Source organism: Aliivibrio kagoshimensis, assembly GCF_050337105.1.
Taxonomy (GTDB): Bacteria; Pseudomonadota; Gammaproteobacteria; order Enterobacterales; family Vibrionaceae; genus Aliivibrio_A; species Aliivibrio_A kagoshimensis.
The window spans coordinates 1-15,224 of record NZ_JAKJSQ010000010.1 but is presented as its reverse complement, the minus strand read 5'-3'; the positions used below and the strand labels follow the sequence as shown (position 1 = coordinate 15,224).

The window sequence follows — 15,224 nt, the reverse complement described above, 5'->3', positions numbered from 1 at the left end:
TTTACATCAGAAGGGGTATATTTGAATAATAATGAGGGTAGCCCCTATTGGGGCATAGGTGCTCGCAGTTGGTTGTTGCGGCATAAATTTGCCAGCGGTCTGATAGACAAGAAGCTAATGAGAGATGAGAGCGCTTCTTGTCTATTCATATTGACTGCTGTTGCAAAGTGAAGCCAAAGAACAATTACTGGAGCAAGTTTATTGCAGCACTTGGTAACTGTTTTGCTTGAGCAAGAATTGAGGTACTTGCTTGTTGCAAAATTTGTGCTTTTGCTAACTGTGTTGTCTCTTTTGCAAAGTCTGTATCTCTAATTCGGCTATTCGAAGCAGATACATTCTCTTGGACGTTGGTTAAGTTACTGATGCTGTGACCTAAACGGTTCTGCATCGCACCCAATTCTGCACGCTGCTTATCAATGTAAGCCAATGCTGAATCCACCACACCAATAGAGAGTTGAGCATCGCCGATTGAACGAACATCAAGTTCATTTACCGTCGCTTTTACACCTGGTCCACTGGCCAAACCTAACTCGGTTGCAAGATTACCTGAAAATGAAACATCACCTTGAACATTAGGTTTTGCAATAAAGATTTGCAACTGTCCATCTTCATCCACTGATGCTGATAACTCTTCAGAACGACCATTAATGTAAGTAGCCACTTCTTGAATATCGTCACCCTGATGGCCACGTAGATCAATCGTTACAGGCTCACCCGTGCCGGACATGAATTCAATTTTAAGGTCGCTTTTTTGAGGATCAACACCCCAATCTGCCGTTTTGCCGACTGTACCGGTAAAACGTTGCCCACCCATGTTTTCATTATCTGCACGAACACTGGTTAGTTCAATCAATACCGCTTCACCAGAGTTAGCACCAATTTGGAATGCTGACTCACCAAACGACCCATTAAGTAGACGTCGTCCACCAAATGATGTGGTTTCGGCAATACGGTTCAGTTCATCTTGCAAAGCATGCACTTCATCCTGGATAGATCGGCGATCATCGTCGGAGTTCGAGCCATTTGCAGATTGAATAGACAGATCTCGGATACGCTGAAGAATGTTTGTTGATTCTTCCATCGCCCCTTCTGCAGTCTGTGCAATGGAAATACCATCGTTGGCATTACGCATAGCGACATCAAGGCCACGGATCTGAGAGGTTAATCGGTTAGATATCTGCAGGCCAGCTGCATCATCTTTTGCACTGTTGATACGTTTACCAGAGGACAAACGGTCCATGGAAACAGTAAGATCATCAGTCGCTTTATTTAAGTAACGCTGCGCAGTCATTGCAGCTACGTTGGTGTTAACATTTACACCCATGTTGCTCTCCTTTGGCTTCGCTCTCTTTGCGAAATTGCTGTGCAAACCCATCAAAATTGATATGGTTATTACACCAATATCGTATAAGATTTTTTAGTCTAGAGACTTTATCTAAACTAAGTAAAGCAAATAACTTGCCAACTTTTAAAAATCTCGTTTCAAATAAATATTATTTAATAACTTCTTCTCTCAAGTCATTAAATAACAATCAATTAGTACTTAAACACAGTCGCTTTCATACTAACTACACTGTTAATAATGCATTTAGTGCGCCAATATTTCAATATTTTAGAAAAAAGATCAATTAACTCGTATCTCATTGTTTATACAGTTATTTACTGGGTTTTCTTTGTTTGTTCTTACTCCTTTGCCGCTTGCCTCCCTTAATTCGATCATTAATGCGGCAACTCATTTCCTCTTGGCAATCCCTTTCATTTCATTCATAAAAAAAGCACCTTGCTAAAGGTGCTTTGCCGCTCTCGTTATAAGAGTATCGTTAGATGTAATTGAACAGTGAGATGTCTTTTGTTTTAGCAAACGCTTGTTGAGAAGCTTTGAGTGCCAGCGTGTTCTCATTGAAATCAATCACTGCTTTTGAATAATCTAGATCTTCAATGTTACTGATCGACTTTGCTAAGGTTAAGTTATAATCATCATGCTGGTTTTCTTGATTGTCTAACGTGCCTTGTCGAGAACCAACATCGGCTCTGGCTCGGTTAAGGTTAATAAATGCCGCCGAAAATTGTTCAGTGACTTTATGAAGCTCCGCAGTTCCCGTCGCATCATCAAGATCTCTCTCTGACAGTACAATTCCCTCTTGAAAGGTATCGAACATATTAAACGTTCGTTGTGGGGTTAAATTGATGGTATCCCCTGATTTAAACTCACCTCGAACTTGTACTGCGACACTGCCAAATTCAATCGATTTACTAGGATCATACTCACCAGTACTCACCATACTGCCATCTTTAGATAACTGATAATTGTATTGCCCATTAGGGGCAGCAAAGAAAGAGACTGAATATTCACTCTTGTCTAAATAATCGCTATTGGTGGCCCGAGTCAGTAACAGCGTAGACCCAACTTCTAAGTCATAGACAGGTTCGAACTCTCCAAAAGGGTTCCGAATCTCCATAAACAGTTTGCTGCCAGGATCATTCACTGGTACTTCAATGCTGTTTGATACTCTCACTTTTCGTTGATAATCATCACCAGCATAACTAACAGTACCATCATTAGCACGGAAAAAAGGTTGAGTTCTGGCTTTGGTGCCGGCAAACAAAAAGTTGCCAGATTCATCCATGGTATTACCCAAATTCAACATATTATCAAACAGACCTTGAAGATCTTGCGCATGAGCATGGCGATCTTCTTTAGAGAGGGAGCCGTTGATCATCTCCATGACCGTACGTTTCGCCTCATCGGAATACGTTTCAGCATTAGCAATCGCAATTTCATTTCTCTCTAAGCGATTTCGCCCCAGCATAATGGCATCAAGGTACTGTTTTATCTCTTCTGATTGCTGACGTAAATTCTGAGAATAGAGCATCGCCACTGGATCATCGCCAGCAGTCAGTAATTTTTTTCCCGAAGCCATCTGTGCGGTGTTATGACTGAGTTTAGTCTGCTGACGCATCATGTCATTTTGAACAGCTTGATAGTTATGGAAGCTGGATATTCTAGTCATTATCTATGTCACTCCCTACTATCTAATCTGTAAAATGCTATCAAAGGTTTCATTGGCTGCCGACATAATTCTTGAAGAAGCCATATACGCTTGTTGGAACTTCATCATGTTAGCTGCTTCTTCATCTAAGTTAACACCAGAAATAGAACCCACTCGACTTTGGGCTGCTTCGTTCTCAATCCTTGCCACCTCTTTTAAACGGCTTGCTGTTGATTTCTGTAAACCAATATCAGTGTTCACATTTTCAAACAGATCAATCACGGTCGAACGTCCATCATTCATGGTTTTATTCGTCTGGATCGCTTGCATCATCAATAAGTTGCCATTGTCCCCTTCGGAGGGCGTTAAGTTAACAGCAAATTTATCTCCAGGTGCAGCACCACCAGTCAGCTCAAACGTTGAGCCTCCCGCTGTAACCGGACCTGTGGGTGGATATGTTTGCGGTTCTACTATAATGTTGCCTTTCATGTCCAATACGGCAAATTGATTGGCCGCTGGTGACACCACTACCTGAAACTCTTTCAATGGCCCCGCTTGCAACATTTTCAGTGAAGCACTCCCCGTAGAGAAAGACTCTGAGCTGCGGTAACTTTGTGCCGCAATTTTTTCAGGCTCATTCATCACCAACTGAATATTGGCGGCACCATCTCTTGCTGGCCTTAATATGACACGCTCACCGGCTGCAAGATCGTTGTCGATCACCACTCGCATTCCGTCAAGGGAGAATGTCTTTGGACTGCCAGACGGGTCTACCTTTAAGTACTCACCTTGAGGAGAGATAATCGAGTATTGACTACCATCATATTTAAGCGAGTAGTCTCCCCCTTTTAGCTGACTAATATCATCGATATAAACCCCTACTTCAGCACTAGACTCTCCGCCAATAAAGGCTCTTGCTTTAACCGCTCGCTCTTCGTTAATATCGGTAAAAATTGCCGCCCCAACATTGCCGCGTAGATCAATTGCTTGCTCTTGCAGTGCATTAACTTGACCACTGAACCCTATAGCAACACGACCTAATTCATCTAACACTTGTGGGATAGTATGATCTCGCTGCTCAAACAGTGACGCCATTTGACCGCCGATGTCATCACTTTGTATCGCTTTAACCCCTCTCCCTTCCACCATCGCAAGGCGACGTTGTTGCGGATCCGGAACGCCATTAATCATTCGCAATTCACTGGCATTAGTACCTGATACCAAGGCGTGGCCACTACCAATCATCACATTAAATGTGTTGCCTTCTGCACGTCGAGTGACGGTAACTTTGGTGTATTGAGCCAACTCTTTAATTAGTTTTTCATGCTTGTCCATCAAGTCATTATGCGGTCCAGGCAACTTGATCATCAGCTTATGCAGCTCTTCGATCTCTTGACCGATGCCGTTCATTCTCGCAACGACAAGATCCATTTTCTTATTGGTATCTGCATATTGCTGACGAACCGTCTCTTGAAAGTCATTTAAATTTTGAGAGACTAAACGCGATTTCTCTAATACCACTTTTCGAGCCCCGATTTCATTTGGGCTGTCGGCAAGAGTTTTTACGGCATCAAACCAGTCATTAATGTTTTCTGGGATTTTCTTTGATGAGATGGATGACAGCATATTGGTCATCACATCAAGGTGAGAGTCTGATTCTGAGGCAGCATGGAGGGTCGTTGTCGATAAATTCAGTTCATTGACGGCAAACTGATCGTAAGCGCGACGAACATTGGCAACATGAACACCGGTTCCGTAAGTATTACCGGCAATCCAAGCGGGATTATTGGTCTCTTGCTCTACAGATTGACGGCTAAACCCTTCAGTATTCACATTACTGATGTTGTGACCCGTAGTATTGAGCTGCTTCTGAGCAGTAAGCACACCTTGTGTACCTATAGTAAGCAGATCAAATCCCATGTGGCCTCCAAAATTGCTGATGGTTTCAGTAAATAACACCAACAACAATGCAAATATTAAGCCAATATTTTCAGGCAGGATTTTGCCGTCATAGGAATGACGCGTTTGTTAGAGGTATTCCCCTTTAAACCACCCCCAGATTCCAAGTGAAAACCCAGGGAAGAGATCAATACCAGCAGCGGATTTAAGCAGATAAACCACCAGCAAAACAAATAGCAAAGCCGTGGTTAGCATCACTGCTTTGGCTAACAGACTGACTCTCTCCTCCAATCGGCTTAACTCACGGCGGTTACGCCCAAAAAGAAAAACAAAATAGTAACGCCAATGAAAAAATCCGACGGTAGTACGAACATCTACCTTATGGCGCCCCCAACGCCTTGAGCCCAAAGAAGTCAACAAGCAAGTCAACTGTTTCTCTGTAAAACTATTACTCACCTCATCAGGCATTCTACTCAACAATTTCTGCACAAAGGGATCCGAACGAATATCATCGTTACGATTAGGGATCGGTTGTGCTTTCAAATTTACTTCCGTCATAAAAAAAATCCAGCCAAATGAGTTAGCTGGATTGTAAATGATCTGGCAGGATTATTTAAGTAAACTGTCAACTTGCTTCATAACACTGAGCACTTTATCTGAATAATTGGGGTCTGTTGCATAACCGGCTTTGTGAATACCTCGAATAAAGCTTTCCGAACTGTCGCTACTCTCCAGTGCTTTACCATATCTCGGGTTACTGTTTAAGAAGCGAACAAAATCATTGAAGCTTGATTGGTAGTTATCGTATGAACGAAAAGCCGCACTCTCTTTGACAGGAATATTATTATAAACCTCTAACGTCTGCTTATTCACTTTATCGCCTTGCCAGCTACGATCCGCTTTTATATTAAATAAATTATAACTATGATCTGCCGAGTTTTTAATGACTTTTTTGCCCCAACCCGTCTCTAATGCGGCTTGAGCAAGTAACAGAGAGGGTTCCACTCCTAACGCTTTGGCAGCACTGTTTGCGTAAGGTTTCATTGAGGTAACAAACTCTTTTGGTGACTCAAACGTGGTTGGCTGCTCAGGCGTTTTATCAACACTCGCCATCACTTTAACAGCTTCATCTGCGGCTTTTATTGCCGTCTCCTGATCAACAGGAAGACGTAAACTGGTATCAAGAGCAGCATTGCGCATAGCGACTCTAGATTCTGCCTCTTCACCATTTTGATGAGAGCTTAACTGCGCCACAATCATATCAGCCAAACCTAATGATCCAGACTTACTCAATTCTGATGACATCTGGTCATCATGCATCTGTTCAAAGAACTTCTGATTTTCACTGCTCATTAAATCAGATTCAAACGCAGAATTTGCATTACGCATTGATTTAAATAGCATTTGAGTAAAAATCGCCTCAAACTGCTCGGCGGCACTTCTTAATGCTTTATTTTTACTGCTTTCATCACTACCAACCGCATCTTGACGCAGTTTATCTAAACTGCCTATATCGTGGATGAACCCCACATCGGTCATGTTTTGATTATTGATCATAAGGTTCCTCCTTTACGTATAGTGTTTGTTTAAATAATGATCAGCTGACCTTCAATAGCACCAGCTTGCTTTAGAGCTTGAAGAATCGCCATTAAATCAGAAGGGGCAGCACCAACTTCGTTCACCGCACGAACCAAATCGTCCAATGTTAACCCCGGTTCGAAATTAAACATCTTGCCTTGCTTTTCGGTGACTTCAATATCGGTATCAGGAACCACTACTGTCTGCCCATCACTGAACGGCCCCGGTTGACTCGCTTCATAATTCTCTTTTATGGCGACTGTCATTCCGCCATGTGTGACTGCGGCAGGTTTGAGACGAACATGTTTCCCCACCACTATGGTGCCAGTACGTGAATTAATAATGATCTTCGCGCCACCATCTGCTGGATTAAATTCGATATTTTCAATCGTAGATAAAAAGGCAACACGTTGGCTTAAATCTCGTGGTGCTCTCACTCTGACTGAGGTCGCATCAATCGCTGAGGCCATACTCGGACCTAAAAACGTATTGACCGAATCTGCCAATCGCTGCGCCGTAGTAAAATCAGACTCAAACAGATCAAAGGTAATGAAGTCGCCACGGCCAAAAGGTGATGGAATTTCACGTTCCACAATCGCGCCATCTGAAATACGACCTACGGTTGGATTATTACCCACAATCTTAGACCCATCAGCCCCTTCTGCACTGAAACCACTAACAACCAAGCTGCCTTGAGCAATGGCGTACACTTTTCCATCTAAACCTTTAAGGAAGGTCTGTACTAGCGTTCCACCTCGTAGGCTTTTTGCTGAGCCTACAGAAGAGATAGTGACATCAATATATTGCCCCTGTTTAGTAAACGCGGGCATGTTGGCAGTAACAATAACGGCAGCAACATTTTTGGTTTTTGGTTTGGTGCCGGGTGGCAATTGAATGCCAAAATTTTGTAGCATGGCATTGAAGCTTTGGTCAGTAAATGGGGTTGACTCTCCTGTGCCAGGAAGACCCGTGACTAAACCATAACCAACCAGTTGGTTACTTCGAACCCCGGCAACTTTTGACACATCTTTGATTCTTGCCGCTTGGGCAGGAAGAAGAGCAACGACAACCCATGTGAGTACTAACCACTTCGTCGTCAAGGTCACTAATTGTTGTACTGCTGCTCTATTCACGTCAAATTCCTGGCCAATAACGGGTAATTACAATGATACATTGAAGAATCGTGCCAAGAATCCTGGTTCTTGCATATCTTGTTGATCTCCCGTACCTGAATATTGAATACGGGCATTGGAAATACGTGTGGAGGCAATGTTATTTTCAAAGTCGATATCTTCCGGCCTGATCGTGCCGCTTAGGCGTAGGTACTCATCCCCAGTATTCAGCGTTAGCCATTTCTCACCCCGAATCACTAAATTGCCATTGGCCAACACCTCAATCACCTCTACGGTAATTGAACCACTCAAACTGTTACTTTGGTTGGCCGAACTGTTGCCACTGAATTTATTCTCATTATTCAGCTCATAAGAAAAATTATAATCACCAATTTTGAGTTCTTCACCACCGACACTTAATGGGTCCATGGTTGCATCATTTGATTTTTCTAAATCCGCATCCGCACTTTTTGCCGCTTTGGTTTGCTCTTCCAGTAACACGGTAACGATGTCGCCAAGCCCATGAGGTTTGGAATCATCATAGAGATTCTGTGCATGATCCACATTGAACAGTGAACCTGTTGCTGCAGCATAGTGCTCAGGTTTCTGCTTTGGATTTATCGGTGCCCAAGCAGGATCTCCCGCTAATGGATCCGTACGGTTTCGTAAAGTGTCAACAATCCCCCCGCTCTCTTCATCACTTTTATCGCCTTCAACCGCATCCACAACGGTCGTGGCAGAGTTGATATCGTCCTCTTCCATCGAAGGCGGCAATGCACAGCCGGTTAATAACGCTGCTAGTGTGAGTGTAATAATTCGTTTCATCACAGGGTTCCTACATTAAAGCTGTTGGTTAACAAAGCTCATCATCTTATCTACAGCAGAGATCACTTTAGAGTTCATTTCATAAACGCGTTGCGCTTCAATCATGTTGACCAGTTCTTCGGTGACATTCACGTTCGATGTCTCAAGCATGGATTGACGAATCGCCCCTAACCCTTCCAATCCTGGTGTTCCCTCTTGAGCTTCACCACTAGCACCGGTTGGTAGATAAAGGTTTTGTCCAATAGGCTCAAGGCCACCTGGGTTAATGAAATCCACGGTAGTAATTTGACCAATTACCTGGTTCTCTTGCTGACCTCGCAGCCGTACGGAGACTTCACCATCGGTGCCAACGGTGACATTAATAGCATCATCAGGAATAGTAATTTCAGGTTCTAATGAATACCCTGATCCCGACGTTACCATGGTGCCTTCATCGTTAAGGGTAAACTGACCATTACGCGAATAACCAATATTGCCATCGGGCATTAACACTTGAAAGAAGCCATCGCCTTCAATCATCATGTCCATCGCGTTAGAGGTGGTTTGAGCATTACCATTGGTAAAGACTTTTTGGGTTGCCACCACTTTTGCACCCGCCCCAAGCATTAAACCACTCGGCATTTCAGTGTTTTGCGATGACTTTGCTCCTGCTTGATTGATATTCTGATAAAACAGATCTTCAAAAACAGCACGGCCTTTCTTGTAACCTATGGTTGAGGCGTTAGCTAAGTTATTCGAAATAGTCGAAATGTTAGTCTGCTGCGCGTCTAAACCCGTTTTACTGACCCATAATGCTGGATGCATAATTTAATCCTTTACTCTCTGTTTAGGCTAATGATGACATTAGCTACTGCGCAACAACATGTCAGAGGCTTTATCCATCTCTTCGGCTGTGCTCATCATCTTAACTTGCATTTCAAATTGACGCTGAAGGTCAATCAAACTTGTCATTTCACCTACGGCATTAACGTTACTGCCTTCGATGGCACCGCTTAAAATGGTAATACTGGCATCAGCTTCAAACTCCGCATCGGGGTTTTTTGAACGAAACAGACCGTTAGTATCTTTAAACAGTGAACGATTATCAGGGCGAACCAATTTAATTCGATCTATCTCTTCCATCGCTTCTGCTGGTGCGCCTTGCTCTAACACAGACACAGTACCATCACGCCCAATCTCTATTTTCGCGAGGGGAAGGGGCAGAGTAATTGGTGCATTATTCTCACCAAGAATCAGTTGACCACTGCTGTTCATTAATAGACCTGATTGATCGATTTTCAGGTTGCCTGCTCGGGTTAACCCCTCTTGGCCCGTGTTGTCTAGCACTGCTAACCAACCATCACCTTCAATCGTAATGTCCAGATCTCGACCTGTGGTAATCACTGATCCTTGCTGAAAGTTTTGTCCAGGACGTTCTGTCATATTAAACACACGAGTAGGTAGACCTTCACCATAAGCTTGCATTGACCTTGCTTGTGCTAAATCAGCTCGAAAGCCTGTAGTACTCACGTTCGCCAAGTTATTTGAACGAAGCTGCATAGCTTGCATATTCTGCTTTGCCCCACTCATGGCGAGAAATAGTGCGCGATCCATTGTCTACTCCTGAAATCGTTATTAATCAGGATAAAGCAATAACTGTGCCATGAATTAATAATCTTTATTTTCAATGGTTTGAGATTTTTTTGGAGGTGGTATTTGAAGAGTAACCGATGTTTAATGCAGGAGTTGGTAAAAAATTGCCACCTTCGATGAGGTGGCAAAGACGAAAACGATAAGAGGCAGTTCTCTATCGGATTTGTAGAATATTCTGTTGTAACTGATTATGAACTTCTAATGAACGTGAGTTCGCTTGGAAGTTTCGCTGAGCTGAAATTAGATCAACCAGCTCTTGCGTCATATCAATATTCGATTGCTCAATGGTACCACTTTGAATCGCACCAAATGAGCCTTGATTTGCTTCACCCCAGACCGCTGCACCAGATTTCTGGTTCGCTTGCCACTGAGTACCACCTTGCTGAGATAACCCCTGCATATTAGCGACACGTACTGTAGCAATACGTCCTAGAGTGACATCTTGGCCATTCGAGTAAGAACCAACAATATTACCGCGCTCATCGATGTCCACCTTGGCTAAGTAACCCGTGGTAGCACCATCTTCATTAAATCGACGCATTTCAAAAGGAGCAGCGTATTGCGTTGGTGTATCAAAATTCATGGTCAATACTTGAGAGGGATCAGCACCATTTAGATTCATCGTACTCGCATCACCTAACGCCTCGGAAATGATCGGTTGGCCAGCATTGATAACTTTCGGGGTACCATCATGATTAAACTCTAGAGTATGGCCCACATGTCCAGTCGCACTGCTTGCATCTCCACCAGCAATGTTCACCGGTTTTTCACCCTCTGCGTCAGTGCCTGTGTAATACACACTCCACGTATTGGGCTTAGTTTGATCTTTCACATAATAGGTGGTCATTTTATACGGCTGACCCTTTGAGTCATAAACCGTAATAGACGTCGACTTATTATAGGTATCTGGATCGTTGGCATCGAACAGAGCGACATCTTTTGCCGGAGCATTCGATGGCAAGTTCAATCCGATCTCAACGTTCTCAGACTGTTTCGGTTTACCAAATTGATCGGGTACTTTGATCGCTTTGGGTTCATAAGAGGTGACTTCACCACTTTCAGCATCAACTTCATAACCTAACAATGATTGATTATCTGACGTTACCATGTAGTTATCTTTGTCTAAATGAAAAGCGCCATTTCTTGTTAGTTCATTCGTTGCTGGTTGAAGCCTATTCTTAGCCACGGCAAAAAAACCTTGCCCTGCAATTCGTAAGTCCATCGGATTGTTGGTATAAATACTAGAGCCTTCATGGAATTGTTGTGCCACTATGGACGTATTAGCACCACCGCCCGTTGTGGTCTTAGCATTTGAGAACAACGATGTAGAGTACACATCTCCAAACTCAGCACGGGACTCTTTAAAGCCGTATGTGTTGGCATTGGCAATGTTATTACTGGTTGTATTCAAATCTTTTTGGGCAGCGGCTAAACCGCTTAATGATACATATGACATTCCTGAATCCCCTATCTAACTCTTTGTATTATGCTTTGCCGACTTCTAATACTTCTGCAAGTCGAACTGGTGACTGGAAACCAGCTAGATTGAGCAATACATTTCCATCGCCTTTACCAAGAAGAACACTGTTGACGTTTGCGTAAGTTGAAACATCAAACTCTTTGCTCTCTCCGTCTAGTATGCCACCCGCTTTTACACTGTAGCGGCCAGCAGGCAATGCGTTGCCGTTTTCATCTTTTCCGTCCCACTCAACTCGAGTGTCGCCTGCAGGTTTAGCGCCCGCATCTAAGGTTCGCATTAACTGTCCTTGCTCATTCTCAATACGAACGAGTAAGTTATTAACCGATTGCGGCAATTTAACCATTGCTGCCATGCCCTTATCTGCTTCTTTTAACCCTTTTGCGCCTGGTACTAGAACATCACGGCCAACCAGCGATGACGCTTGTAGAGCCTGATTAGAGGTCATAGACGAGTTCAAACTATCGAACTGGCTATTCATCTTTCCGATACCATCAACGGTGGCAAATGATGCCATTTGCGCAATCATTTGATCATTACCAACTGGCTTAAACGGGTCCTGCTGGGCAAGCTGTTTAGTCAGCAAAGAGAGAAAGTCCTCTTGCTTCAGTTCGTTTTGACCTGTGACTTTTTCTTCACCTTTCAGCTTCTTGTCTTGCATATCTTTCAGCTGATCGATGTAGGATAGGCTGTTTTGACCTATGCCGTTAATTCCGGCCATAATATGTCTCCCTTACCCTATTGACCCATCTGCAGCGTACGCAGCAGCATCTGTTTACTTGCATCAGCAACCTGTACGTTCGTTTGGTACGCACGTGATGCTGAGATCATATTCGCCATCTCTTCCATGACATTCACGTTAGGCTTAAAAATATAGCCATCTTCATTTGCCATAGGGTGATCTGGTTTATATTCCGCAACAAGAGGTTTTTGACTCTCAACAATACCGAGAACTTTTACCGGGACACTCTCATCACGGTTATATTTTGCTTTGCTCAATTCCGCTCCAAAGATGGCTTGACGGGCTTTGTAAGTCTGCTCAGCTGAGCTACTGACACTGTCCGCATTTGCCATGTTACTCGAGGTAGTATTAAGACGAACCGATTCTGCACTCATGGCCGAACCTGTAACGTTAAAAACATTAAATAAGCTCATCTGTTATTGCCCCTTAATTGCTTTGGTTAAGTTTTTGAACTTGCTACCTAAAAAGTCCAAAGATGCTTGATATCTCAATTGGTTCTGCATAAATAAATTACGCTCCAAATCCACATCTACCGTATTGCCATCACCCGTATCAGGTTGTGTCGGAGTACGGTACATCTTTTCACCCGTCACCTTAGTAGAGGCATTAATGTGCCGTCCATCTGTGCGACTAAGGCCGATACTTGCCCCAGAGCTTGCCGCTTGTAGTGCTCGACTAAAGTCCATTCCTCTTGATTTAAAACCTGGAGTATTTGCCTGGGCGATATTGGTTGAGATTATCTCAGCCCTGTCGCCACGGACGCCAACGGTGTGTTGGTGTATACCCAATGCGTTATTAAAAGAAATGCCCATATCTACCTCTACAAGAACGTTCAAACTGATGTTGCTTTACTCTTTTCTGATAAATCTTTTATTACGTATAAATAAATGCAATTGCTATGCCAAGATTTCACATAGATACATTCTAATAATGAGATAAGTTTAGCAAGGAATGAGCCAGATTGAATAAAAGTGACGGGAAAGAGGGAAAAAAAACGGCCGAAGCCGTTTATTTGATGTTGAAGAGGAGCGTCGTATCCGGTTATTTCAATTTATAAATAATACCTGGGTTACAACGTACCATTTCAAATTTATCGGTTAAACCCGTTAACGACTCAGAAGCCCCTAACAGTAAGTATCCACCTGGGTTTAAACTTCCCGCTAATTGATTAAGCACTTTCGACTTCATTTCCGGCGTAAAATAGATCAACACGTTACGGCAAAAAATAATATCAAACTTACCGAGCAGCGCGTAACTGTCCATCAAGTTTTGAGGACGAAAGTTCATCATTCGTTTTATTTTGTCATCAATCGCCATACGGCCATCGCCAACATCTTTAAAAAATTGTTTTTTTCGTTCTGGTGACAAGCCTCTACCTAACGCTAAGTTATCGTAGATACCGGCACGACAGTTATCAAGCATAGTTTGAGAGATATCCGTGCCCGTTATTTGAACATTAGGTAGAAAACCTGGTCGACGAGCTTGTATCTCGGCAATGGTCATTCCCATAGAGTATGCCTCTTGCCCTGATGAACTCGCTGCAGACCAGATTTTAATCGGACGTTTATTAGCGGCAAATTCAGGCAACAACTTCTCTGCTAACACTTTAAACGGATAGGTATCTCTAAACCACAACGTTTCGTTCGTCGTCATCGCATCCACAGCCGCCAGTTGCAGTTCTCTATCACGGCCAGTAGACACTTTCATTAATAACTCTGAAAGCGAGCTTAATGAAAAACGTTGAACAAGTGGGCTTAACCGACTGCGAACTAAGTACTGCTTGCCATCTCCAAGCGAGATAGCACACTTAGCTTCTAAAAATCGACTAAAATCACGATACTCTTGCTCACTAATACTTATTGAGGTCATTTTTGCTCTTATTTTTAATGTTCAATATTAATAGCCCATATAGGGCTGATTATTTTTGAGTCACTTCCATTGCTTCTTTAACTGCTGTCCCTAATTCTATAGGGTTAAACTTTGCAATAAATTTGTTGGCACCAACGCGCTCAATCATTGCCTGATTAAACACGCCACTTAATGACGTATGTAAAATCACATAAAGATCTTTTAATTGTGGATTTCGTCTGACTTCAGTGGTGAAGGTATAACCATCCATTTCTGGCATCTCAATATCTGAAATCACCAATGCGAGCTGCTCATAAATGCTGCCCTGCTCTGCCATCTGTTCTAGCAACTCAAGCGCTTCTTTTCCATCTTTGGCTAAAATCACTTCAAACCCAATGGCTTCAATCGCTCTTTTTACCTGTTTTCTTGCAACAGAGGAGTCATCTGATACCAACACTTTACGTGCAGTAACATCGCTGATTTCCGAAATCTCTTCAATCAGGCCAGCATCCATTGTCTCTTCAACTGGCATTATTTCAGACAATATTTTTTCTACATCAATAATTTCTACTAGATCTTCATCTATGGTAGTTACCGCTGTTAAATAGTGGTCGTTGCCCGCGCCATCAGGTGGTGGCAACATTGATTCCCAGTTAATATTGACTATTCTTTCTACTGAACTAACAAGAAAACCTTGGATGGTTCGATTAAACTCAGATATGACAAGAAAGCTCTTTTCGAGATCAACAACCGGTCTTCCACCAATAGCCTGACTTAAATCAATCACTGAGATTGTTTGCCCACGAATATGGGCCACACCTTTAACCATAGGGCTTAAATTTGGTAGTGCAGTTAGTTTTGGACACTGAAGCACTTCTTTTACTTTAAAAACATTTATCCCATAGCGTTGGCGACTCATTAAACGAAAGGTCAACAACTCTAAGCGGTTTTGTCCAACAATTTGTGTGCGTTGATTCACTGAATCAAGAATCCCAGTCATTTGTGTGGCTCCATCTTGTTCTTTTTTTAGTAGACTACATCTATGATCATCTATTCATTGCAGATAAGATAAACAGAATGAAATATTATAAAGTACATTCCTTTCTAAATGTATCATCCAC

General features: G+C 42.8%; 15 protein-coding genes. All 15 read right to left on the bottom strand.

Annotated elements, in window-relative coordinates:
* Positions 1-184: 184 nt before the first annotated feature.
* A complete protein-coding gene (locus L4C32_RS05385) occupies positions 185-1,324 on the bottom strand; it encodes a flagellin (RefSeq protein ID WP_428195833.1) in 1,140 nt (379 codons plus the stop codon).
* 496 nt (positions 1,325-1,820) lie between these two features.
* The gene (gene flgL / locus L4C32_RS05380) at positions 1,821-3,014 is read right to left on the bottom strand and encodes a flagellar hook-associated protein FlgL (RefSeq protein ID WP_428195894.1); all 1,194 of its coding nucleotides are present in this window, start codon (positions 3,012-3,014) and stop codon (positions 1,821-1,823) included.
* A 15-nt stretch (positions 3,015-3,029) separates the two neighbouring features.
* Entirely contained in the window at positions 3,030-4,910 is a 1,881-nt protein-coding gene (flgK, locus tag L4C32_RS05375) for a flagellar hook-associated protein FlgK (RefSeq protein ID WP_428195832.1), read from the bottom strand.
* A 108-nt stretch (positions 4,911-5,018) separates the two neighbouring features.
* A complete protein-coding gene (locus tag L4C32_RS05370; RefSeq protein ID WP_428195831.1) occupies positions 5,019-5,447 on the bottom strand; it encodes a hypothetical protein in 429 nt (142 codons plus the stop codon).
* 51 nt (positions 5,448-5,498) lie between these two features.
* Positions 5,499-6,446, bottom strand: a complete 948-nt coding sequence (gene flgJ / locus L4C32_RS05365) for a flagellar assembly peptidoglycan hydrolase FlgJ (RefSeq protein ID WP_428195830.1) — start codon at positions 6,444-6,446, stop codon at positions 5,499-5,501.
* Positions 6,447-6,475: 29 nt separating this feature from the next.
* Positions 6,476-7,567, bottom strand: a complete 1,092-nt coding sequence (locus L4C32_RS05360; protein ID WP_428195893.1) for a flagellar basal body P-ring protein FlgI — start codon at positions 7,565-7,567, stop codon at positions 6,476-6,478.
* Between the two features lie 60 nt (positions 7,568-7,627).
* On the bottom strand, positions 7,628-8,404 hold the full coding sequence (flgH, locus tag L4C32_RS05355; protein ID WP_428195829.1) for a flagellar basal body L-ring protein FlgH: 777 nt from the start codon (positions 8,402-8,404) through the stop codon (positions 7,628-7,630).
* 15 nt (positions 8,405-8,419) lie between these two features.
* On the bottom strand, positions 8,420-9,208 hold the full coding sequence (gene flgG, locus L4C32_RS05350) for a flagellar basal-body rod protein FlgG (RefSeq protein WP_428195828.1): 789 nt from the start codon (positions 9,206-9,208) through the stop codon (positions 8,420-8,422).
* A 39-nt stretch (positions 9,209-9,247) separates the two neighbouring features.
* Complete coding sequence (locus L4C32_RS05345) at positions 9,248-9,997, bottom strand: flagellar basal body rod protein FlgF (RefSeq protein ID WP_428195827.1); 750 nt, start codon at positions 9,995-9,997, stop codon at positions 9,248-9,250.
* A 193-nt stretch (positions 9,998-10,190) separates the two neighbouring features.
* Positions 10,191-11,492 carry a flagellar hook protein FlgE gene (flgE, locus tag L4C32_RS05340; RefSeq protein ID WP_428195826.1) on the bottom strand — a complete coding sequence of 434 codons (1,302 nt, stop codon included), beginning with the start codon at positions 11,490-11,492 and terminating at the stop codon, positions 10,191-10,193.
* A 28-nt stretch (positions 11,493-11,520) separates the two neighbouring features.
* Entirely contained in the window at positions 11,521-12,234 is a 714-nt protein-coding gene (flgD, locus tag L4C32_RS05335) for a flagellar hook assembly protein FlgD (protein WP_428195825.1), read from the bottom strand.
* A gap of 17 nt (positions 12,235-12,251) precedes the next feature.
* Positions 12,252-12,668: a flagellar basal body rod protein FlgC gene (gene flgC, locus L4C32_RS05330; RefSeq protein WP_428195824.1), complete on the bottom strand. Its 417-nt coding sequence runs from the start codon at positions 12,666-12,668 to the stop codon at positions 12,252-12,254.
* A 3-nt stretch (positions 12,669-12,671) separates the two neighbouring features.
* Entirely contained in the window at positions 12,672-13,067 is a 396-nt protein-coding gene (gene flgB / locus L4C32_RS05325) for a flagellar basal body rod protein FlgB (RefSeq protein WP_428195823.1), read from the bottom strand.
* Between the two features lie 229 nt (positions 13,068-13,296).
* Complete coding sequence (locus tag L4C32_RS05320) at positions 13,297-14,124, bottom strand: CheR family methyltransferase (protein WP_428195822.1); 828 nt, start codon at positions 14,122-14,124, stop codon at positions 13,297-13,299.
* Between the two features lie 49 nt (positions 14,125-14,173).
* Complete coding sequence (locus L4C32_RS05315; RefSeq protein WP_428195821.1) at positions 14,174-15,103, bottom strand: chemotaxis protein CheV; 930 nt, start codon at positions 15,101-15,103, stop codon at positions 14,174-14,176.
* Between the last annotated feature and the right edge of the window lie 121 nt (positions 15,104-15,224).

Bases quoted from the DNA above. Each gene is read 5' to 3' on its own strand.
- L4C32_RS05345 (WP_428195827.1), bottom strand. From the start codon at position 9,997: ATGGATCGCGCACTATTTCTCGCCATGAGTGGGGCAAAGCAGAATATG.
- L4C32_RS05370 (WP_428195831.1), bottom strand. From the start codon at position 5,447: ATGACGGAAGTAAATTTGAAAGCACAACCGATCCCTAATCGTAACGAT.
- flgD (WP_428195825.1), bottom strand. From the start codon at position 12,234: ATGGCCGGAATTAACGGCATAGGTCAAAACAGCCTATCCTACATCGAT.
- L4C32_RS05315 (WP_428195821.1), bottom strand. From the start codon at position 15,103: ATGACTGGGATTCTTGATTCAGTGAATCAACGCACACAAATTGTTGGA.
- flgC (WP_428195824.1), bottom strand. From the start codon at position 12,668: ATGAGCTTATTTAATGTTTTTAACGTTACAGGTTCGGCCATGAGTGCA.
- flgH (WP_428195829.1), bottom strand. From the start codon at position 8,404: ATGAAACGAATTATTACACTCACACTAGCAGCGTTATTAACCGGCTGT.
- flgB (WP_428195823.1), bottom strand. From the start codon at position 13,067: ATGGGCATTTCTTTTAATAACGCATTGGGTATACACCAACACACCGTT.
- flgK (WP_428195832.1), bottom strand. From the start codon at position 4,910: ATGGGATTTGATCTGCTTACTATAGGTACACAAGGTGTGCTTACTGCT.
- flgG (WP_428195828.1), bottom strand. From the start codon at position 9,208: ATGCATCCAGCATTATGGGTCAGTAAAACGGGTTTAGACGCGCAGCAG.
- flgJ (WP_428195830.1), bottom strand. From the start codon at position 6,446: ATGATCAATAATCAAAACATGACCGATGTGGGGTTCATCCACGATATA.
- L4C32_RS05385 (WP_428195833.1), bottom strand. From the start codon at position 1,324: ATGGGTGTAAATGTTAACACCAACGTAGCTGCAATGACTGCGCAGCGT.
- flgE (WP_428195826.1), bottom strand. From the start codon at position 11,492: ATGTCATATGTATCATTAAGCGGTTTAGCCGCTGCCCAAAAAGATTTG.
- L4C32_RS05320 (WP_428195822.1), bottom strand. From the start codon at position 14,124: ATGACCTCAATAAGTATTAGTGAGCAAGAGTATCGTGATTTTAGTCGA.